The 20,236-nt window shown below is 38.2% G+C and carries 19 protein-coding genes; 16 read left to right on the top strand and 3 right to left on the bottom strand.

Annotation, left to right across the window (positions count from 1 at the left end):
- Positions 1-4 precede the first annotated feature (4 nt).
- From polA to B4B65_RS05385, 12 genes are all read left to right on the top strand, one after another.
- Positions 5-2,797 (top strand): DNA polymerase I, encoded by a 2,793-nt coding sequence (polA, locus tag B4B65_RS05440; RefSeq protein WP_293914129.1) that lies wholly within the window; start codon positions 5-7, stop codon positions 2,795-2,797.
- Between the two features lie 12 nt (positions 2,798-2,809).
- Positions 2,810-3,922: a toxin-antitoxin system YwqK family antitoxin gene (locus B4B65_RS05435; RefSeq protein WP_201680959.1), complete on the top strand. Its 1,113-nt coding sequence runs from the start codon at positions 2,810-2,812 to the stop codon at positions 3,920-3,922.
- A gap of 46 nt (positions 3,923-3,968) precedes the next feature.
- The gene (locus B4B65_RS05430) at positions 3,969-4,622 is read left to right on the top strand and encodes a phosphatidylserine decarboxylase family protein (protein ID WP_293914126.1); all 654 of its coding nucleotides are present in this window, start codon (positions 3,969-3,971) and stop codon (positions 4,620-4,622) included.
- A gap of 59 nt (positions 4,623-4,681) precedes the next feature.
- Positions 4,682-5,713, top strand: coding sequence for a sensor histidine kinase (locus B4B65_RS05425; protein WP_201680961.1), 1,032 nt, complete (start codon positions 4,682-4,684; stop codon positions 5,711-5,713).
- Between the two features lie 102 nt (positions 5,714-5,815).
- Entirely contained in the window at positions 5,816-6,463 is a 648-nt protein-coding gene (locus B4B65_RS05420) for a DUF47 domain-containing protein (RefSeq protein WP_003013112.1), read from the top strand.
- A 36-nt stretch (positions 6,464-6,499) separates the two neighbouring features.
- A complete protein-coding gene (locus B4B65_RS05415) occupies positions 6,500-7,510 on the top strand; it encodes an inorganic phosphate transporter (protein ID WP_003013114.1) in 1,011 nt (336 codons plus the stop codon).
- Between the two features lie 249 nt (positions 7,511-7,759).
- Positions 7,760-9,142 (top strand): OmpA family protein, encoded by a 1,383-nt coding sequence (locus B4B65_RS05410; RefSeq protein ID WP_201680962.1) that lies wholly within the window; start codon positions 7,760-7,762, stop codon positions 9,140-9,142.
- A 212-nt stretch (positions 9,143-9,354) separates the two neighbouring features.
- Positions 9,355-10,758: a tetratricopeptide repeat protein gene (locus tag B4B65_RS05405; protein ID WP_201680963.1), complete on the top strand. Its 1,404-nt coding sequence runs from the start codon at positions 9,355-9,357 to the stop codon at positions 10,756-10,758.
- Positions 10,759-10,763: 5 nt separating this feature from the next.
- Positions 10,764-11,510 carry a shikimate dehydrogenase family protein gene (locus tag B4B65_RS05400; protein WP_293914118.1) on the top strand — a complete coding sequence of 249 codons (747 nt, stop codon included), beginning with the start codon at positions 10,764-10,766 and terminating at the stop codon, positions 11,508-11,510.
- Complete coding sequence (locus B4B65_RS05395; RefSeq protein ID WP_409590544.1) at positions 11,495-12,094, top strand: gliding motility lipoprotein GldD; 600 nt, start codon at positions 11,495-11,497, stop codon at positions 12,092-12,094. Before B4B65_RS05400 ends, B4B65_RS05395 begins: the two co-directional genes overlap by 16 nt.
- A gap of 18 nt (positions 12,095-12,112) precedes the next feature.
- Positions 12,113-12,754: an MBL fold metallo-hydrolase gene (locus tag B4B65_RS05390; protein ID WP_201680966.1), complete on the top strand. Its 642-nt coding sequence runs from the start codon at positions 12,113-12,115 to the stop codon at positions 12,752-12,754.
- A 15-nt stretch (positions 12,755-12,769) separates the two neighbouring features.
- Complete coding sequence (locus B4B65_RS05385; RefSeq protein WP_293914115.1) at positions 12,770-14,005, top strand: FtsX-like permease family protein; 1,236 nt, start codon at positions 12,770-12,772, stop codon at positions 14,003-14,005.
- A gap of 141 nt (positions 14,006-14,146) precedes the next feature.
- Here B4B65_RS05385 and B4B65_RS05380 read toward each other — a convergent pair whose 3' ends face one another.
- A complete protein-coding gene (locus B4B65_RS05380; RefSeq protein WP_293914113.1) occupies positions 14,147-14,797 on the bottom strand; it encodes a hypothetical protein in 651 nt (216 codons plus the stop codon).
- 71 nt (positions 14,798-14,868) lie between these two features.
- Entirely contained in the window at positions 14,869-15,150 is a 282-nt protein-coding gene (locus B4B65_RS05375; protein WP_201680969.1) for a NifU family protein, read from the bottom strand.
- Positions 15,151-15,394: 244 nt separating this feature from the next.
- Between B4B65_RS05375 and B4B65_RS05370 the strand changes: the two genes are divergently transcribed.
- Genes B4B65_RS05370 through coaBC form a run of 3 tightly spaced genes read left to right on the top strand, consistent with a single transcriptional unit; the run spans position 15,395 to position 17,885 of the window.
- The gene (locus B4B65_RS05370) at positions 15,395-16,309 is read left to right on the top strand and encodes an outer membrane protein assembly factor BamD (protein ID WP_201680970.1); all 915 of its coding nucleotides are present in this window, start codon (positions 15,395-15,397) and stop codon (positions 16,307-16,309) included.
- Between the two features lie 27 nt (positions 16,310-16,336).
- Positions 16,337-16,666, top strand: a complete 330-nt coding sequence (locus B4B65_RS05365; RefSeq protein WP_003000319.1) for a DNA-directed RNA polymerase subunit omega — start codon at positions 16,337-16,339, stop codon at positions 16,664-16,666.
- A 10-nt stretch (positions 16,667-16,676) separates the two neighbouring features.
- Positions 16,677-17,885, top strand: a complete 1,209-nt coding sequence (gene coaBC, locus B4B65_RS05360) for a bifunctional phosphopantothenoylcysteine decarboxylase/phosphopantothenate--cysteine ligase CoaBC (protein ID WP_293914106.1) — start codon at positions 16,677-16,679, stop codon at positions 17,883-17,885.
- Between the two features lie 2 nt (positions 17,886-17,887).
- Here the strand turns inward: coaBC and B4B65_RS05355 are convergent, their stop codons facing one another.
- Positions 17,888-19,249: a methyltransferase RsmF C-terminal domain-like protein gene (locus B4B65_RS05355; protein WP_293914105.1), complete on the bottom strand. Its 1,362-nt coding sequence runs from the start codon at positions 19,247-19,249 to the stop codon at positions 17,888-17,890.
- A 112-nt stretch (positions 19,250-19,361) separates the two neighbouring features.
- On the opposite strand from B4B65_RS05355, the gene B4B65_RS05350 reads away from it, so the two are divergent.
- Positions 19,362-19,745: an SRPBCC domain-containing protein gene (locus B4B65_RS05350; RefSeq protein WP_201680973.1), complete on the top strand. Its 384-nt coding sequence runs from the start codon at positions 19,362-19,364 to the stop codon at positions 19,743-19,745.
- The last annotated feature ends 491 nt before the right edge of the window (positions 19,746-20,236 follow it).

Below are 20,236 nucleotides of genomic sequence, written 5' to 3'. Positions count from 1 at the left end.
TTTTGTGAAAAAACTATTTCTTCTAGATGGAATGGCGCTCATTTACAGAGCCTACTTTGCATTAAACAAAACACCGAGACTCACGTCAAATGGCTTGAATACCGGAGCAATAATGGGATTTACAAACACCTTACTGGAAGTTTTGAAAAATCAAAAACCCACTCATATTGCCGTCGTATTTGATACAGATGCCCCTACAAACAGACACATAGAGTTTGAGTCATACAAAGCGCATCGGGAAAAAATGCCTGAAGATCTGTCTGCCTCTATTCCATATATCTTCCGATTGATCGAAGGATTCAATATCCCGATCATTACAAAAGATGGTTATGAAGCAGATGATATTATCGGTACTTTGGCCAAAGAAGGAGAGCAAAAAGGATTTACGGTATATTGCATGACGCCCGACAAAGACTTTGGTCAGTTGGTATCTGACAATATCTTTATCTATAAACCTGCCCGAATGGGAAATGGCGCAGAAACACAAGGGGTGCCTGAAATACTGGCTAAGTGGGAAATTTCGGACGTGTCTCAGGTCATCGATATTCTCGGACTATGGGGTGATGCCGTAGACAATATCCCCGGAATACCAGGGATCGGCGAGAAAACAGCAAAAAAATTAGTCCAGGACTTTGGTTCTGTCGAAGGAATTATTGCCAATTCGGATAAGCTAAAAGGCAAAATGAAAGAGAACGTCGAAACTTTTGCCGAACAAGGGCTCCTTTCTAAACGTTTAGCAACGATACAATTAGATGTTCCAATCGAATTTGATGAAAAATCGCTGCTTCTTGAAGATCCGAATAAGGAAGTACTGGAACCTTTATTTGCTGAACTGGAGTTCAGAACATTAGGAAAGCGCGTGTTTGGTGAAGATTTTTCTGTTGCTGATGCCACAGGGAAAAACACTTCCGGTCAGATGGACCTTTTCAGTACGGCGATGAATGATACTACTCCGCTACAGGAAGAGCTTCCTCCTGTAGCAAGCAACAATATAGACAATACAGCTCACGAATATATCCTCGTTGATACCAGCGAAGCACAGCAAAAACTGGCAAAAGAACTTGCAGCACAAAAAAGCTTCTGTTTTGACACGGAAACCACGGGGCTTGATGCCCTAGTCGCAGACATTGTTGGTCTATCCTTTGCATTTGAAAAAGGCAAAGCATACTATATCCCGACTCCTGCTTCACGTGATCAGGCACTGGAAATTGTAAACATATTCAAACCTGTTCTCGAAGATCCAACCATTCAGAAAATCGGTCAGAATATTAAGTACGATATCTTACTACTTTCCCGTTATGACGTAAAAGTTAAAGGAGCCTTGTTTGATACGATGCTTGCCCATTACCTGATCGATCCGGATACCCGTCACGGCATGGATGTATTGGCAGAAAACTATTTAGGCTATATTCCGGTTTCCATTACCAAACTCATCGGAGAAAAAGGTAAAAAACAAGGGAATATGCGGGATGTAGAAATTGAACTAATCAAGGAATATGCATCTGAAGATGCAGACATCACCCTACAGCTGAAAGAAAAATTCGAACCTTTACTGGAAGAAACAGCTACTCTCAAATTAGCAGAGGAAGTCGAGTTTCCGCTTGTTTATGTTTTATCTGAAATTGAAAAAAATGGTGTTAAAATAGATGTAGATGTCCTTTCTGTATTTTCCAAAACAATAGAAGAAGATGTCCGCAATCTGGAAACCAGTATTTATGAAAAAGCTGGAGTCAAATTCAACATTGCCTCACCTAAACAGTTAGGAGAGGTATTATTTGATAAATTGCAGCTCGATCCAAAAGCCAAAAAAACAAAAACCGGACAATACAAAACAGGGGAGGATGTATTACTGACACTCGCTGGTAAATCCGATATTGTACAGGATATACTGGATTTCAGACAGCTCCAAAAATTGAAGTCAACGTATGTGGATGCACTACCAAGCCTGATTAATCCAATTACAGGTCTGATACACACCAGCTATAATCAGGCTGTCGCTGCAACAGGCCGGCTTAGCTCCACGAATCCTAATCTTCAAAATATTCCGATTCGTACAGAAAGAGGTCGTGAGGTTCGAAAAGCATTTATACCAAGATCCGAAAATAACGTGATTCTATCTGCCGATTATTCTCAGATCGAATTACGATTAATGGCAGAGTTGAGTCAGGATGCAAATATGCTCGAAGCTTTTCAAAAAGGATATGACATTCACCGCGCGACAGCTGCCAAAGTATATGGACTGGAACTTGACGAAGTCTCCTCCGATCAGCGAAGAAATGCTAAAGCAGTTAATTTTGGGATCATTTATGGTCAGTCAGCATTTGGCCTGTCACAAAGTTTAGGGATACCCCGTCGTGAAGCCGCAGATATTATAGACCAATATTTTCAACAATATTCAGGTATCCGCGACTATATGTCTAAAGCAATAGCGTCCGCAAAAGAAAACGGATTTGTAGAAACAATACTCAAAAGAAGACGTTATCTGAGAGATATCAATTCAGCAAATATGACTGTTCGCGGTTTTGCAGAGCGAAATGCCATTAATGCACCCATACAGGGCTCCGCTGCTGATATGATAAAAGTAGCCATGTTGCGCATTCAGGAAGATATTGAAGACCAACAACTGACCGGTAAAATGATCATGCAGGTACATGATGAATTGGTGTTTGATGTTCCTTTAGAAGAAGTTGAACAATTTAAAACACTTATTCAAAATAGAATGAAAACAGCGATTCCCATGCAAGTACCTATAGAAGTGGAGATCGGACAGGGAAAAAATTGGTTAGAAGCGCATTAAACATATTGTGTAATGATTAATCTCAAAAAAATCTGTTTGTTAAGTGTATTGGCACTCCTGTTCTTTTCATCGAAGGCACAGGAATCCAAATCAGTATACTTTGAAAAAGTAACGGATAGCCTGATGCGTTTTTACTTTGACAATTACTATTATCTGGCAGAAAAAAATTGTCCGTTTAAATCCATAGAACGAGTAACCGGATTTAATAAAGAGACCAATACTTTTGAAGGAAATTTTAAAGATTTCGGACCCTCCGGACACGTCATTTTAACGGGAAGTCATATCAATGGTGTAAAAACAGGTCCCTTTATCGCTTATCATCCTAATGGTAAGATCAAGTGGGAAGCGACTTTTGCAGATGGACAGCCGGTTAATGACTGGAAATTCTATTATCCGGATGGCCGGCCGATGATGGTATTAAATTATGAGCAAGGAGTCCGCATCATATCGTTATGGGATAGAAAAGGGAAACAGACCATTACAGAGGGTGAGGGCCTGTACGATTTCACTATTCCTTTTGAAGGATATTCTGAATATGGCTATCCTATGCTTCGAAGAAGAGGAAGAGTAAAAAGTGGTGTACCTGCTGATAGATGGGAAGTCTATTTCGTAGATGAAAAGAAAAACAGCGTCCTTGCGGCAGATGAATACTTTTCAGGTGGAGCTTTCAAAAGAGGAGATAACTATTTCACAGAGGATAGCTATACACAGTCTGATTTTCCGGTGTTGCCGGTAGAATACTTCGTTCGAGCAGAATACTTAGTGTTCAAAAAGTGCAACTTTGATGATTACAGTAACTTCACAAATTATCTGAGTGAAAAAATTGAAAAATCATTTGATGTTGTAAAGCTGACATTTAAAATAGTACCCGGAAATTTTGAATACACCGCTAAATTATCTGAAGCAGGCAAACCCTCTAAAGTAACATTTACAAAAATGATAGAAGACGCTAAAACACAAAACATATTAGCGGCTATTATAGAGGTAATTCCGTATTATTTCCCTTCGCTGAAAAACAACCTTCCCGTCAATGATACGATCGTAGTTTCCGGTCGGTTGGAGGTGAATGAGGCAGGAGAGATAGATGTACATTCCATATCCATTAAACGTCCTGCAGAAGAATAGTTCTCCTTTTTGAAGATTATACTATATTTGCACAATATTTTTGAAAATGAAATTTCACAAAGAAGGTTATACGAGTTTGGCAATTGTCGTTTTGATTATTTTCATTGCGAATGCCCTTGCTGATTATTATGACGCCCCTACTGCTGTCAAGTGGATCATTTATATAGTTTCAGCATTTCTGTTTATTACGATTGTACAGTTTTTCAGAAGCCCGATCCGCAAAATAACAATTGATGAGGGTGTGATTCTTTGTCCTGCAGACGGCAAAGTAGTCGTTATTGAAGAAACGGAAGAAACGGAATATTTTAACGACAGACGTATTCAGGTATCTGTATTTATGTCGCCTGTCAACGTGCATTCTAATCGTAATCCAATCAGTGGTATTGTAAAATATTTCAAATATCATCCCGGAAAATTTTTGGTTGCATGGCACCCGAAATCCTCTACAGATAATGAACGTACCACAGTTGTAGTACAGTCTAAGTCCGGTCAGGAAGTACTTTTCCGACAGATTGCTGGAGCATTAGCTCGTCGTATCGTATGGTATGTAAAGGAAAATGATACTGTGACACAGGGAAATGAATTTGGATTCATCAAATTCGGCTCGCGTGTAGACTTATTCCTTCCTCTTGGAACCAAGATCGATGTCAAACTGGAAGACAAGGTTGTAGGTGGAAAAACCATAATCGGAAGATTTTAACATAGATTTAATAAAGCATTACTTATCTTAGGCTTCGAAAGTATTTCGAAGCTTTTTTTATGAATTTTAAACTGTTAGTACTGATTAATGCCGCAGCTGTGGGATTATCCATTTCTATTGTCAGCTTTTATTATCAGCACGATATTAAAGCTGCTTTCATCATTTTTGGTATTTCCCTGATTGTGAGTTTTGTGGTGTTTTATTTTCTCTTTGAAAAATATATCTATCGCCGTATCAATACCATCTATAAGCTAATACACAATCTCAAATTAGGAAAGGACCTCAAAGATGCATTGGGTGAATATGTCAGCGATGACCCTATCACAGATGCTGAACGTGAGGTACGAGACTGGGCCAAAGAGAAAAAATCAGAAATAGATAAGCTTAGAAGTCAGGAAAAATTCCGCAGAGAGTTTCTTTCCAATATATCTCATGAATTCAAGACACCCTTATTCGCTATTCAGGGATACATTGAAACTTTACAGGATGGACTTATAGAAGAAGATCCCGAAATGGCAAAAGGATTTCTGGATAAAGCTTCCAAAAATCTGGATCGTCTCAGCTATCTGATTCATGATCTGGATGAAATCTCTAAACTCGAATCCGGAAGAATCTCGCTGAATATTGAAAAATTTGATCTCTCCGAACTGATAAAAGAAACGATAGAAAATCTGGACGATAAAGCCAAATCAGAAAAAATTGATATTGTATTCAAACAAAAGTATCAAAATGTGACTTTTGTAAAAGCAGACCGAAAGAAAATCCAGCAAGTGCTAACCAATTTGATCGACAACTCTATTAAATACGGAAAAACAGGAGGAAGCACAGATATTCGCATATTCCCATTATTCGAACAGGTTCTTGTAGAAGTAACCGACGATGGCCAGGGTATTGAAGAAAAAAATCTGCCGAGGGTATTTGAACGGTTCTATAGAACGGATAAAAGCCGTTCCCGGGGAATAGGAGGATCGGGGCTGGGATTAGCTATTGTAAAACATATTGTAGAAGCACACCAGCAGAATGTAAATGTAAGAAGTACGGAGGGAATAGGAACAACATTTGGATTTACGTTAGAAAAATCAAAAAACTAGTCCATCTCATTGACAATGAACATCAGTCAATATTAAGTAAGGTCAAAATTAACACTAACTTAACATTGGCTTTATATCTTTGCATAAATTATATATTAACATATGTCGTTAAATAGTATTTTCAGTTATTTTGTTCCAAAGGACAAAAAATTTTTCCCGCTATTCGAACAAGCAGGAAGCAATCTGATCGAGATGGCCAAATTGTTGAAAGAAAATGTCAACTCCACAAATCTTGAAACCCGTAAAGAGATCACCAAAAAAATTGAGGATTTGGAACACAAGGGTGATAGCATCACGCATCAGATCCATTTAGAACTGGGTAAAAATTTTATCACACCTTTCGATAGAGAAGATATCCACGCATTAGCAAGCTCACTTGACGATGTTGCAGACTTTATTCACGGAGCATCTAACCGTATGGAATTATACAAAGTTCTGGAACCAAGTCAGCCTATGATCGAGATCACTGAATTGATTCTGGAAGCAACAGAACACGTTGCAAAAGCAATATATGAACTAAGAGATCTGAAAAACATTCGCAATATCACAGATTCATGTGTAAGAATAAACAGTGTTGAAAACAAGGCAGATTATATTTTTGATAAAGCGGTAGCTGATCTTTTTGAATATGAGAAAGACGCAATCACGCTTATCAAATATAAAGAAGTACTATCTGCAATGGAAGATGCTACAGATAAATGCGAAGATGTCGCAAATGTATTAGAAAGTATTTTAGTTAAGAATGCGTAAAATCCAATTTAGGATTTAAGTTTTAACAATTTCACAATGATTTCAACCTTATTAGTTGTTGTTATTATTTTAGCAATTGCTTTTGACTATATCAATGGTTTCCATGATGCAGCCAACTCTATTGCTACAGTAGTTTCGACAAAAGTATTAACGCCATTTATGGCTGTATTATGGGCAGCAATATTCAATTTTGCAGCCTACTTTTATTTTACTGACCATAAAGTAGCCAATACCGTAGCCAAAACAGTTATTGAAGAATACATTACACTGGAAGTAATATTCGCCGGCCTGGTGGCTGCTATCGGATGGAATTTATTCACCTGGTATTATGGTATCCCTTCAAGCTCTTCGCATACGCTTATAGGCGGGTTTGCAGGATCGGGAATGGCTTATGCCTATATTATGGGAGGTGATCCCATCCACGCCATCAACATTGATGCGACATTAAAAATTATTTCATTCATTGTACTCGCTCCAGTCATAGGGATGATAATATCTGTCATCATTACCCTGATCATTATCAATCTGGCTAAGAAAAGTAGGCCAAGCGTAGCAGAAAAATGGTTTAAGTTTTTACAACTGATCTCTTCGGCGGCGCTTAGTTTTGCTCATGGAGGTAATGATGCACAAAAAGTAATGGGTATTATCCTTGTTGCGATGGTAGCAGGAGGTTATATTGAGAACACCAGTCATATGCCCGAATGGATACCATTGACCTGTTATGCTGCTATTTCTGCCGGAACAATGAGTGGCGGATGGAAAATCGTAAAAACAATGGGAACCAAGATCACTAAGGTAACTCCTCTGGAAGGTGTAAGTGCCGAAACAGCCGGAGCAGTAACGTTGGGTATCACAGAACATTTCGGAATTCCAGCTTCTACTACACATACCATAACGGGATCTATTATCGGTGTCGGAATTGTAAAAAGAGTTTCTGCAGTAAGATGGGGCGTTACGATCAGCCTACTTTGGGCCTGGATTCTGACAATACCAGTCTCAGCACTATTGGGTGGTATAACGCTGGCAATCATCCATTATATTTTATAATCGTAGTTAAAAGGCTACAATTATGTCCGTTTTATTGTAATTCGATGAATTCAATATTAAAAAATTTGTGTATAAAGTTCAAAATAGGTACATTTACACGCTAAATTGAAAATCTGAAGGCAATCAGGTAATGAAGATTTAAATCTTTTAAAGCATTTTAAATTTTTGGTACAGTTATTGTTTAGATTGTTAGTGTTAAATTAAGTTAAAGAAAACAATTAAAATTTTAATAACCTTAAAAACAAGAGTATGAACTATTCTACAATTAAAAAAACAGCTATCGCTGCTTCATTAGTAGCCGCTCTAGGTTACGCTGAAGTTGCTCAAGCGCAACAACCAACAGTATTTGGCGGAAGATCACAATACAGAACTTGGTCTATCGGTGTACAAGGTGGTATCACTGCTCCTAACGTACTTGTAGGTGGATCTAATGCATTCGGTCAAAAAGTAGGTCTTTTCCAAAATAAAGTTGGTGAGTACTACGGATTAACTGTTCGTAAACAATTCTCTCACCTGTTCGGTTTAGAATTAGAAGGTAACAGAGGTAAGATCAAAACTTACAACCACGATGTATCTGGTCCTGTTGCTGAAACTGCAAACGGAGCAAGATCTGCACAAGTTGATGTAAACTGGGCTGCTAGCTTAAACGGTGTATTCCAATTGGGTACTATCGATTTCTTGAGAAGAGAAAATGCAGTTAACTTCTACGCTAAAGTAGGTTTAGGAGTAATGGCTTCAAACCCTATCCAGTACGCTAATAACGATTTCACTGGTGCTGAAGTTTATAACAACAAAGGTAAATGGGGTGAAGAAATCTTTGGTGACAGAGAAAAAGTTGGTGACAGAGATAACAAATTAGGCGCTTTCGTACCAGTTGGTGTTGGTGTTAAATTCAAATTATCTGAAGTTGTTGCCTTGAACTTAGGTTACACAATGAACTTCACTGATGACAACTTGTTATACGGTCCAGGTAGAGTTGACTACAAAGGTAAATTCTCTAACGTATACGGTGGTTTAGAATTTACTTTAGGTTCAAGAGACAAACAAAACTTGACTTTTGCTAACCCAGTTGCTACATTATACGATGAGTTGAAAGATCCTTCATTGAAAAACGAAGTTGAAGCTTTGAAACAACGTGTATCTACTTTAGAAGGAACTGTTGATCAGTTAGGTAAAGATTCTGACGGTGACGGTGTATCTGATAAATTTGACAAATGCCCTAACACTCCTGCTGGAACAGTAGTTGATGGTTCAGGATGTCCAATCAAATTCCCAGAGCCAGTTGTTAACAACATCACTGCTTCTACAGGTCAGTACGGTAGCATCCAATTCGAATTCGATAGCTCTGTATTGAAAACTGAATCTTACTCTACTTTAGATAGATTAGCTAAAGAATTGCGTGATAACAATTCATCAGTAACTTTAGATGGTTATGCATCTGCAGAAGGTACTGAAGCTTACAACATGACTCTTTCTAAAGACCGTGCTAACGCAGTTAAACAATACTTAGTAAACGCTGGTGTTACTGCTGCTAAAGTTACAGCTAACGGTTACGGAGAAGCTAACCCAGTAGCATCTAATGCAACTGAAGAAGGTCGTATCCAAAACCGTCGTGTTGAGATCAAAAAATAATTATTCTTAATACGAATAATTTACCATACAAAGCCTTCCCGAAATTCGGGAAGGCTTTTGTGTTTTAAACACATTTACTTTATTTATTGTACCTTTGTACTATTATTTCCATAAAATGTGGAAAACATATACATCATATATTCAACAAAAAGTCTTATTTTTCTTTTAAGATTAGTGAACGGGATTATGATTTCTAAATAGAAAGGAATACGATGGAAGAAGAATTCGAATTTGGTTCTCCTGAAGAACAGAAGTTTTCGGTTGACCGCTATGAAGAAATGATCAGAAATGAAGATCAATATTTCTTTGACACGAAAGCTTTTGAGGGCATCATCGACTATTATATGGATAAGAATGATCCTATAAAAGCCCTACAGGTTGTCGACTATGCAATCAACCAGCACCCCTTTGAAACCAATTTCTTTTTGAAACAAGCACAGCTGTTCGCTGCAACAAACCAGTTTCACAATGCATTGGCTTCACTGGATAAAGCAGAACTTCTGGAGCCTTCAGAAGGAGATATTTACCTCATAAAGGGTAGTATACTCGGATCGCTTAATAACTTTGATGAGGCGCATCAAAACTTACAGAAAGCACTTGAACTTACCGATAGTAAGGATGAAGTATTTTATCAGATAAGCGGACTATATCAGGCACAGGGAGACTATGAGAAAGCAGTATATTACCTGCGGAAATCTTTGGAACTGAATATGGAAAATCAGGATGCACTGTATGAACTGGCATTCTGTTATGATGTACTGGACAAACAGGAAGAAAGTGTTGCGTTTTATCTACAGTATATTGATAACGATCCATATTCTTATGCTGCATGGTACAATCTGGGTAATGCTTACCATAAGCTAAGTCAGTATAGAGAAGCTATAGACGCCTATGACTATGCCATTTTAATAAAAGAGAACTTCTCTTCGGCCTATTTCAATAAAGGGAATGCATTGGTCAATCTGGATTGTTTTAAGGAAGCAATTGAGGTCTATAAACATACTTTCGAGTATGAACCGCCGAGTGCTGAAACATATTGTGCTATTGGAGAATGTTACGAGAAGCTGGAACAGATGGATGAAGCCCGCCAGTATTACAAAAAAGCAGTGAAGCTGGATAGCAATATGGGTGATGCATGGTTTGGAATCGGAGTAACATTAGATTTTGAAGAGCGCTATTTCGAATCGCTTCATTTTTACAAAAAAGCATTGGATATAGATGGACAAAATCCGGATTACTGGTTCGCCATTGCGGATGCTCGCTACAAGTTAAAACAACTGGATGAAGCAGAAAAAGCATACGCAAAGGTCGTTGAACTTAATCCGACTGATGTGGAAGCGTGGCTTGATTTTTCATCTATCTACTTTGAGCAAAGCAAATTTGTAGAAGCAATAGACACCATAGCTGATGCAATTAACAACAATCCGGAAGCAGCAGAGTTGTACTATCGAATGGTTGCCTATTTATTTGCAAACGGTCAGTATAATGAAGCCTTAAACTTTCTGGAATTAGGACTCGCAACAGATCCGCAGAAGCACTATATTATTTTTGAATACCTCCCTCAATTGCAGGGAAACAAAATCATTGTTGATATCATAAAAAAATACGCTTTATAACGAACATGAAAAAATTAGGGCTCATTGGATTTCCGTTAGGTCACTCCTTTTCCAAAAAGTACTATTTAGAAAAATTTGAAAAAGAACATATCCGGGGCATTGATTACAACTTATATCCGTTAGAAGACATCCATCAGTTTCCTGATCTTTATCAGGAAACTGATGGTCTTTATGGCGTAAATGTCACCATACCTTATAAACAAACGATTATTCCTTTTCTGGATGAATTATCACCAGAAGCACAGCAAATGAATGCTGTAAATTGTATCCAGATCAAAAAAAAGGATGAAGGGTATCATTTGAAAGGATTTAATACAGATGCATTCGGTTTCGAGGAATCACTGAAGCCACTCCTCAAACCGCATCATAACAAAGCACTCATTTTGGGTAATGGAGGTGCTGCACAGGCAGTAGTCTTCTCTCTTCAAAAATTAGGCATTACCTATACATTTGTCAGCCGTACAAAAACAGATACCAATCTTACCTATTCGGATCTGAATGACACCATTATAAAAGAAAATACCCTTATTATCAACTGTTCGCCGCTGGGAACCTATCCCAATGTAGATACTTGCCCGGATATCCCTTATGAAAGTATATCTGAAGAGCATCTGCTTTATGATCTCGTGTACAATCCTGAAGTCACTTTGTTTCTGAAAATGGGACTTGAAAAAGGTGCCGCAATCAAAAATGGATATGACATGCTATTACTTCAGGCCGAAAGGAACTGGATTATATGGAACGAAGCATAATGAGGACATTTCTTTTATTTTCAGTAGTTATCTTCTCTTTCTGTACTATTATTACAGCCTGCCAGGAAGACTATTCTCCTAAGCCAAGAGGTTATTTTAGAATTGAATTTCCGGAAAAAAAATACAAAATGACGCAGACAGGCTGTCCGTTCGATTTCGAAATTCCAGCTTATGCGACATTGGAGAAAGATCATGAAAAGGATGCCAGGCCATGCTGGCTGAATCTCGATTTTCCGCAATTTAATGCACGCCTTCATCTCAGCTATTTTGACATTAATAAAAATGTCTCCTTCCAGCAATTAAGTGAAGACGCCCGAACATTTGCGTTCAATCACACGGTAAAAGCCACCGCAATTGAACAGAAAAGAATCAATAAAAAAGATCGCCGGGTATTTGGTGTACAATATCTGATCCGGGGAAATACAGCCTCAAATGACCAGTTTTTTGTATCCGATAGTACACAGCATTATCTAAGAGGAGCGCTGTATTTCAATGAAAAACCACACCTCGATTCCATACAACCGGTTCTAGACTTTATTAATGCCGATATTGAACACATCATCCAAACAATACATTGGAAATAAATCGTATTTTTGAAGACTATGGTTCATTTAAAGCAATTTGTCTGCAATCCTTATCAGGAAAACACATATGTACTTTACGATGATAAAGGCTACTGTGCAATTATTGATCCGGGAATGTACGGAAAAGCAGAAGAAGATCTTTTCTTATCATTTATGGAAGAGCATAAACTAAATCCTGTTTTACTGCTGAACACCCATTGTCATATTGATCACGTATTGGGTAATAAATTCATTCATGAGCAATATGGTCTTTTACCTCAGTTTCATGAAGGAGAACTTCCCTTATTGATAGAAGTACAGAATTATGCCCCTCAGATGGGAATACGTTACGATATCTCTCCTATCGGTGAATATTTTTTACCTGAAGAAGGAACTGTCAGTTTTGGAGACAATGTTTTGAAACTAATATTTGTGCCAGGTCATTCACCCGCGCACTTATGCTTCTATCATGAATCCCAAAAATTTGTGATAGGAGGAGATGCACTATTTAGAGGTAGTATCGGAAGAACGGATTTACCGGGAGGCAATCACAATCAATTGCTAAAAAGTATAAAGGAAAAACTTTATACCTTACCGGAAGATGTAATTGTATATCCGGGGCATGGTCCATCAACCACTATCGGAGAGGAAAAAAGAACCAATCCTTTTGTACGCGCATAAAAGAAAGTCCATATTATGAATCTGTCCTACTTTTTTGCCAAACGATACTTATTCTCTAAAAAATCGGTTAATGCTATTAACATTATTTCGATGATTAGTGTAATTGGTGTGTTGGTCAGTAGTGCAGCACTCGTCATTGTATTATCTTTTTATAATGGAATGGAAAAGCTTATTCTCTCGATGTTCAGCACATTTTCTCCGGAACTTCGTATTGAACCGGTAGAAGGGAAGCTTTTTTCTACGAAAAATCAGCTTTTTGAGGAACTGCGTAAAAGTAAGGATATCAAAAGCTACAGTGAAGTTCTTGAAGAGAAAGCTCTTTTGCAATTCGGCAATCATCAATTCATTGGCAAACTAAAAGGTATTGAACCAAATAGCCTCTATCAACATGCTTCAGACAGCATGTTGTATGCAGGAGAATTCGAGATTTTCAAAGAGGATGTCAGCTATGCCATTATTGGTGCGAATGTACAGGCAAATTTACAAATACCTATCGTTGGCCTGAGAAATACAATGCTGATCAACTCTCCCAAAAAAGGATCGACTAACGCAGTCAATCCGGCAGATGATATTATACAAAGGGGGATTAGTCCGAGAGGAGTACTCAAATACCAGCAAGGGTTTGACGATCTGGTCATCACCCCTATTGACTTTGCCAGGGATGCACTTGGTGAGTATGACAAGGTATCTGCGATAGAAATGTATACCCGGCAACCGGAAAAGATTGAAGAAATCGAACAACAGATTCAGAATAAATTAGGCAAAGAGTTTAAAGTCTTAAACCGTGAAGAACAAAACCCTACACTCTATAAAACTGTTAGTACAGAAAAATGGGCGGTATTCTTTATTCTTACTTTTATAGGTATTATTGCGATATTCAATATTATCGGCTCTATGACAATGCTGGTCATTGACAAACGTCAGGATATGATTGTTTTAAAAAGTCTGGGTGCTGAAAATTCCTTAATACAACGTATTTTTTATAACGAAGGGATGCTGATTGCGCTTATTGGAAGTGTCAGCGGTATTATTATAGGATACGTATTTTGCTTTTTGCAGGATACTTTCGGATTCATTCGTACCGGTGAAGGTAATAATAGTATAATTGATGCTTATCCGGTAGATATACGATTGAGTGACTTCCTGTTAGTCTTCTTAACTGTATTATTAGCTTCCGTCCTTATTTCCTATCTGTCTTCGCTGTTAAGTGTCAAAGCAATAGGAGATCTGAAAGCGGAAAACAACGAGTAATAACAGACTTAAGTTGTAAATAGGAGCTTTTGTAGGGGTTCTGGTGTATGTGTGTTTTATAGAAAAACAAATACCACGAAAATATTAAAGTGAACAGAGTGGATTAATTCTATATGCTTTCTCTGGAAGTAAGATGCCTGATTAATACTTTAACTTCTTCCGGCTATCGTCACCCTTGAAAATATCATTGATCAAACTTCCCCATGCAAATGGATTAAGCAATGGGTTTGCATATTTTTGATTTATAGCTTTATTTGTCAATCCGATATGTCTTTGTGTAGAATTATAATTCTGGATTTCTTCTGCACTTCTTGGCGTTATGCGGGCTAATGCTGCCAGTGCTTCAGGTGAAACACTTCTTCGTGCAGTGGTTATGGCGTCATCTCCAACATTCAGCGCCATAAAGGCCATATTAAACTCTTCTATACTTGCCCAGGGAAATGGTGTAACCATAGGTAATTCTTTGACAAGACTCTTCATCTGAATTGCAGCAGTATATTTATCCTCAGAAGTATTGGGAACAACAAATTCTGTAGGATCATATCCTATTGAAGAAAATCGTACTGTATCCCCTACATGTGCAACAAAAGAAAAAAAACCTTCATGGTTGGCAACAAAAACCTGATCCTGTCGATCACCATTCCGGATAGTCACAAAGGGTACTGGAAGTTCAGAACCTATTGCATGAATAATCCCGCTAAACTGGACAATTTTCTTTTCCTGAGCAAAGGAAAAAACTGAAGAACAGATAAGCAAGATTGTAAAAACAATATGTTTTGGGTTTATTACCATACTCACAAAACTACACATTTACGCGCTACACGGCTGTTAAAATGTGTTAATAGTTAAAAGCCAGCAGTTTGCTATAAAACCTTTGGAGAAGGAGTAGTTGCATTCGGGTCATCTGCACTTGTAATATTCAGAGCTTCAACCGAAGTGATCTCAGGAACTGCCTTTTTGATCGCTTGCTCTAGCCCTGCCTTGAATGTCATAATACTCATAGAACAAGATGCACAAGCTCCTGTCAACCTAAGTTTCACAACATTCTCAGGTGTGATTTCCTCTAAACTTACATTACCTCCATCTGTCTCTAAATAAGGTCTAATTGTATCTAAGGCCTGTTCAACTCTCTCGTGTAACGTCATTTTTAATTAGTTAAATCTTTATGATTTGTAAATATAGTGAATTATTCAGAATTCTATCGTACCTTACCAAGGTAACATTAATTTTTCAACAACAGCATGACAAAATATAGTTATTCTACGTCGCCAGTAACTCTCGTTAAAGTTTGTTAAATTCAAGGATAGAATTGTTCAAAACTTATCTTTCCCTTATATTGCACATCAAAATTTAATTGACTATTATATCAAATTCCCTTATCTTTGTAAAATGTTTTTAAATAGGCGTTTAGTGGCAGTTGTTGCCGGATTATTGCTCATTGTATTTATTAGTGGCTGTAAGAGCAAGTTTGAGAAGTTGCGGGCCAGCAATAATTTGGCTTTAAAGTACCAGGAGGCTGTCAAATTTTACGAAAAAAAGAAATATACGAAAGCCTTAGCCCTATTTGACGACTTAATGCAACGTTACAGAGGACAGGCCGAAGCGGAAGATTTATATTACTACACAGCATATACAAACTACCGACTAAAAGACTATACTTCTGCTCGTTATCATTTTAAACAGTTTGCACAGACTTTTCCAAACAGTGCAAAAGCTGAAGAATGTAGGTTTATGACAGCTTATTGTTTTTACCTGGATTCTCCAAGATCTTCACTGGATCAGGAAAATACACGTAAGGCTATTGATGAGCTGCAGTTGTTTGTAAACCTTTATCCGGAATCAGAGAAAGCAAAAGAAGCGTCAGATCTGATTCAGCAATTAAGGGACAAGCTGGAGAAAAAAGCATTTTCAAATGCAAAACTATATTACGATATGGGGCTTAATGATGATTACAAAGCTGCCGTTATCGCATTGGAGAATGTACTTAAAGACTATCCGGATACGAAGTATGCTGAAGAGATCAATTATCTGATTATCAAAGCACAATTCAGATATGCAGAAAAAAGCACGCCTCGCAGACAGGAAGAACGTTACAGCAAGGTGATTGATTATTATCAGGACTTTATAGATGATTATCCCGAAAGTAAGCACCGTAAAGAAGTGGATGACATCAGAAAAGATTCAGAAACGAATATGGCCGTAGCTATCAAAAGATGGAACGAGATCAAAAAATCTATTGAAGAACAAGAAAGAGAGTTGGGTGTTAACCAACAACGTGAAAGTACTGAAGAAGTAAAGAAATAAATAAGAAATAAGTAATACCCATTTGATATGAGTCAAACAAATAATAACAGTCTTCCAAATTCAACGGTTACACGTGATTTGAGACAATTGGATAAAGGTACTGATAACCTGTACGAGTCTATCGTTGTCATTTCCAAAAGAGCTAATCAGGTTGCTGTTGACATGAAAGAAGAGTTAAACGGTAAACTTGCTGAATTTGCCAGTAACAACGATAATCTGGAAGAAGTCTTCGAAAACCGCGAACAGATTGAAATTTCTAAGCACTATGAGCGTATGCCTAAGCCTACACTTGTAGCTATCGATGAATTCCTTCACGATAAAGTTTACTTCAGAAATCCTTCTAAAGAACAAGAATAATCTTATTCTGATGTCTTTGCAAGGCAAAAATATTGTAATTGGTGTATGCGGCAGTATTGCCGCATACAAAATTGCGACTCTCGTAAGATTCCTTGTAAAAGAAAAAGCGTCCGTACAAGTCATTATGACTCCGGATGCGGTCGAATTTATTACCCCACTTACACTTTCTACTCTATCCGGCAAACCTGTACTGGTTGATTATTTCGACAAAAAAACCGGTTCCTGGAATAATCATGTTCACCTCGGACTGGAAGCGGATCTTCTACTGATCGCTCCTGCCACGGCTAATACATTAGCAAAAATGGCGATCGGACAATCTGACAACCTCCTTACAGCAGTTTATTTATCAGCAAAATGCCCTGTTTTCGTTGCCCCGGCAATGGATCTGGATATGTGGAAACATCCAGCAACACAACGCAACGTTGCAATGTTAGAGAGTTACAACAACACCATCATACATCCTGGTAACGGAGAACTGGCCAGCGGTCTGACAGGTGAAGGCCGTCTTGCCGAACCAGAAGAGATTTTAGCCCGTGTAAGAGAATATTTCACACACGACCTACCCTTATCAGGTAAAAAAGCTTTAGTCACGGCAGGTCCTACATATGAAGCAATTGACCCTGTTCGTTTCATCGGCAATCATTCCAGTGGAAAAATGGGATACGCAATTGCTGAAGAATTGAAAAATCTGGGCGCTCAGGTCACATTAGTATCCGGGCCTACTCACTTAAATGCTCCAAGTGATATAAACAGGATTTCCGTTATCTCAGCCAGTCAAATGCTGGAGGCTGCAAACGCATATTTTGATACAGCAGACATTATTGTCATGAGTGCAGCCGTAGCAGATTATACTCCTGAAACAGTCGCAGATCAGAAGATCAAGAAGAAAGAAGATACCTTTGCTATTCCTCTCAAAAAGACGACTGATATACTGGCAACCTTAGGGAAGAGAAAGACAGGCAAACAAGTGCTTATCGGCTTTGCACTGGAGACAAATAATGAACTCGAAAATGCAAAAGGTAAGCTCCAAAAGAAGAACCTGGATTATATTGTCCTTAATTCTATGCAAGATAAAGGAGCCGGTTTTTCTACAGATACGAATAAAGTAACAATTATTGCTAAAGACGGTACTATAAAAGAGTTTTCCCTAAAAACGAAACAGGAGGTAGCAAAAGATATCTGTAATATTATCCTTCAGCATTCGTTCCCTTCAAATTAAGCTTATAAATAAGCTATTCTACTCTCTTTCGGATAATAGTTATTGATTCGGTTTGCGAGAATCTTTATCCAGCCCAATCTTATATTTTTATAGGTAACCAACGTCCAGCCATTCTTCAAGTTGTGCTCCGGATTGATATTCTCTTTACGGAGGTAATCCTGTGCTTCCTCTAATGTGAGCTCAAGTGTTGGTATATTAGTCTTTATCGCTATGCTGAGAGCAAGTCCATGTGCCGGAATAAGCTCTTTCCCAGCTAGTTTACCAATATTTGTTCCTGCATTCTTCAGATAAAGTACATTCTGCAGGATCTTCAGATCTAATTCATAGTCTTTGGGAAAGATATGGATATTCTCGTGATGAAGAAAGGTCATGTGTGTTGCAGCATTATTTAACCAATGTTCAATAATTCCATTCGGGACATCCGATTTTTCAGGTTTTATTTTTCTTCTGTTAAATGTTTCCTGAAACTCTGTTTTTACAAATGCAGTAATAAAAAAACCTTCACCTTTAACTTTATGCGGATAGAATCTGTATCCATAAGATGCCGTAACATCAGATTTTGTTTCTTCTATTCCCCACTCTTCAGCTATGGGAATCTGAATAGATTTTAGTCCGTACTCCTTTATCAACCAATCAGCTATATCTTCATTTTCCTCCTGCGAATAAGAACAGGTTGAGTATAAAAGAATACCATCTGTTTTAAGGCAATCCATCGCTTCGGCCAGAATGCGTTGTTGACGTTCACTGCAAAGCTTTACATTAGCTTCTGACCACTCATCTATAGCTCCGCTATCTTTACGAAACATTCCGGAGCCAGAGCAGGGTGCATCAATCATTACCAAATCAAAATAACCGGGCAATCTTTTAAAAGCACTGGGATCATTATTCGTAATTACGACGTTGGAATTTCCCCAACGAATCATGTTCTCCATCAGAATAGGCACCCGAGTTTTTATAATTTCGTTTGCCACTAACAGACTCTGCGGATGGAGATAACTATTCAAAAGAGTCGTTTTCCCACCGGGTGCAGCACATAGATCCAGCGCTTTAAGCGGTTTATCATCAAGCTTCAGATATTGAATAATATGCGCAATAAACATAGATGATGCATCCTGAGAATAATAGCACCCCGCATGATATAACGGATCTAAAGTAAAAGAAGGTCTTTCTTCAAGATAAAACCCACGATCACACCATGGAATCGGTTCTGAATGAGCAAACGGAGCTTCTGTTATTTTTCTTTCATTTATCCGGATGGAACTCTGCCTTTCTCCTTTCTCGTGAACATCGATGAAAGCTTGCTCATCAAACAATGGATTCGCTCCTAATTTGCGGATTAAGGAATTGGGCAGAATATTACTCATCTTGATTATCTTATATAAGCAGTAAAGTTAATCATTCTCAAAAAAAGTCCAGAACATAATTACAAAAGTGACATCAGTAATAAATCATTACCTTTGCAATAGAAATAATGATATGAAAGATTTTAAAAAATATTTTATAATACCCGCAAGTCCTGATGAAGTATATCTGGCACTTACGACAGAGATTACCGCACGATTATGGACAGGCGACGAAGCATCCATAGATCCTGTAGAAGGTGGAGAATTTTCTATGTGGGATGGAGCAATCGTTGGAAAATTTATCAGTTTAGAGCCTGGTAAAAAGATTGTACAGCAATGGTACTTTGGCGAGCAGGAAGAACCTTCTATTGTTACCCTAAAACTACATGAACATAAAAAAGGGACATCACTGGAAGTTAATCACATCCATATTCCTGACGAGGCATTTGACGATATTGCAGATGGCTGGAGTAATCCGTATATGGCTTCATTAATCGAATTTTACGAAGAAGATTAATATAACCATAATGCAACAAAAAAGCCCGTTGAAATGTATATTTTCAACGGGCTTTTTTATTTTACTGTTTCATAGTAGTCCTTACTCCCGGTAAACCGGGATCTCTCCTTGGAAAGGAGAGAAGGATAGTTCGGGCAAACCGTTGTCACTAACTCTGGCGCAAGCATAAGCGTAGCGCTGCTTGTGCCTGTATTACATTGGTACGAGCGGCACGCTCGCAACAGCGTTTTACTTTTTTATGCGTCTGTTGGTGTCCCCACCAACAGTATAGCTCTTTAGCAGTTAATAAGGTGTAGAAGTATGCTGTTGGAATAGAGAAGGATAGTTCGGACAAACCGTTTTCACTAATTCTGGCGCAAGCATGAGCGTAGTGCTGCTTGTGCCTGTATTATCTTGGTACGAGCGGCACGCTCGCACCAGCTTTTGTATTTGATGTGGAGTGTTTTGCTGTTCGGCTTTGTCAGCAGCTATTACCATTACCTACCGTTTGA

Source organism: Sphingobacterium sp. UBA5789, from assembly GCF_002418355.1.
Lineage (GTDB): Bacteria > Bacteroidota > Bacteroidia > Sphingobacteriales > Sphingobacteriaceae > Sphingobacterium.
This window is presented reverse-complemented; position numbering and strand designations above follow the sequence as displayed.

Excerpts from the sequence above, each read along its gene's own strand:
- B4B65_RS05435 (WP_201680959.1), top strand. The coding sequence starts at position 2,810 with ATGATTAATCTCAAAAAAATCTGTTTGTTAAGTGTATTGGCACTCCTG.
- B4B65_RS05430 (WP_293914126.1), top strand. The coding sequence starts at position 3,969 with ATGAAATTTCACAAAGAAGGTTATACGAGTTTGGCAATTGTCGTTTTG.
- B4B65_RS05425 (WP_201680961.1), top strand. The coding sequence starts at position 4,682 with ATGAATTTTAAACTGTTAGTACTGATTAATGCCGCAGCTGTGGGATTA.
- B4B65_RS05420 (WP_003013112.1), top strand. The coding sequence starts at position 5,816 with ATGTCGTTAAATAGTATTTTCAGTTATTTTGTTCCAAAGGACAAAAAA.
- B4B65_RS05415 (WP_003013114.1), top strand. The coding sequence starts at position 6,500 with ATGATTTCAACCTTATTAGTTGTTGTTATTATTTTAGCAATTGCTTTT.
- B4B65_RS05410 (WP_201680962.1), top strand. The coding sequence starts at position 7,760 with ATGAACTATTCTACAATTAAAAAAACAGCTATCGCTGCTTCATTAGTA.
- B4B65_RS05405 (WP_201680963.1), top strand. The coding sequence starts at position 9,355 with ATGGAAGAAGAATTCGAATTTGGTTCTCCTGAAGAACAGAAGTTTTCG.
- B4B65_RS05400 (WP_293914118.1), top strand. The coding sequence starts at position 10,764 with ATGAAAAAATTAGGGCTCATTGGATTTCCGTTAGGTCACTCCTTTTCC.
- B4B65_RS05395 (WP_409590544.1), top strand. The coding sequence starts at position 11,495 with ATGGAACGAAGCATAATGAGGACATTTCTTTTATTTTCAGTAGTTATC.
- B4B65_RS05390 (WP_201680966.1), top strand. The coding sequence starts at position 12,113 with ATGGTTCATTTAAAGCAATTTGTCTGCAATCCTTATCAGGAAAACACA.
- B4B65_RS05385 (WP_293914115.1), top strand. The coding sequence starts at position 12,770 with ATGAATCTGTCCTACTTTTTTGCCAAACGATACTTATTCTCTAAAAAA.
- B4B65_RS05380 (WP_293914113.1), bottom strand. The coding sequence starts at position 14,797 with ATGGTAATAAACCCAAAACATATTGTTTTTACAATCTTGCTTATCTGT.
- B4B65_RS05375 (WP_201680969.1), bottom strand. The coding sequence starts at position 15,150 with ATGACGTTACACGAGAGAGTTGAACAGGCCTTAGATACAATTAGACCT.
- B4B65_RS05370 (WP_201680970.1), top strand. The coding sequence starts at position 15,395 with ATGTTTTTAAATAGGCGTTTAGTGGCAGTTGTTGCCGGATTATTGCTC.
- B4B65_RS05365 (WP_003000319.1), top strand. The coding sequence starts at position 16,337 with ATGAGTCAAACAAATAATAACAGTCTTCCAAATTCAACGGTTACACGT.
- coaBC (WP_293914106.1), top strand. The coding sequence starts at position 16,677 with ATGTCTTTGCAAGGCAAAAATATTGTAATTGGTGTATGCGGCAGTATT.
- B4B65_RS05355 (WP_293914105.1), bottom strand. The coding sequence starts at position 19,249 with ATGAGTAATATTCTGCCCAATTCCTTAATCCGCAAATTAGGAGCGAAT.
- B4B65_RS05350 (WP_201680973.1), top strand. The coding sequence starts at position 19,362 with ATGAAAGATTTTAAAAAATATTTTATAATACCCGCAAGTCCTGATGAA.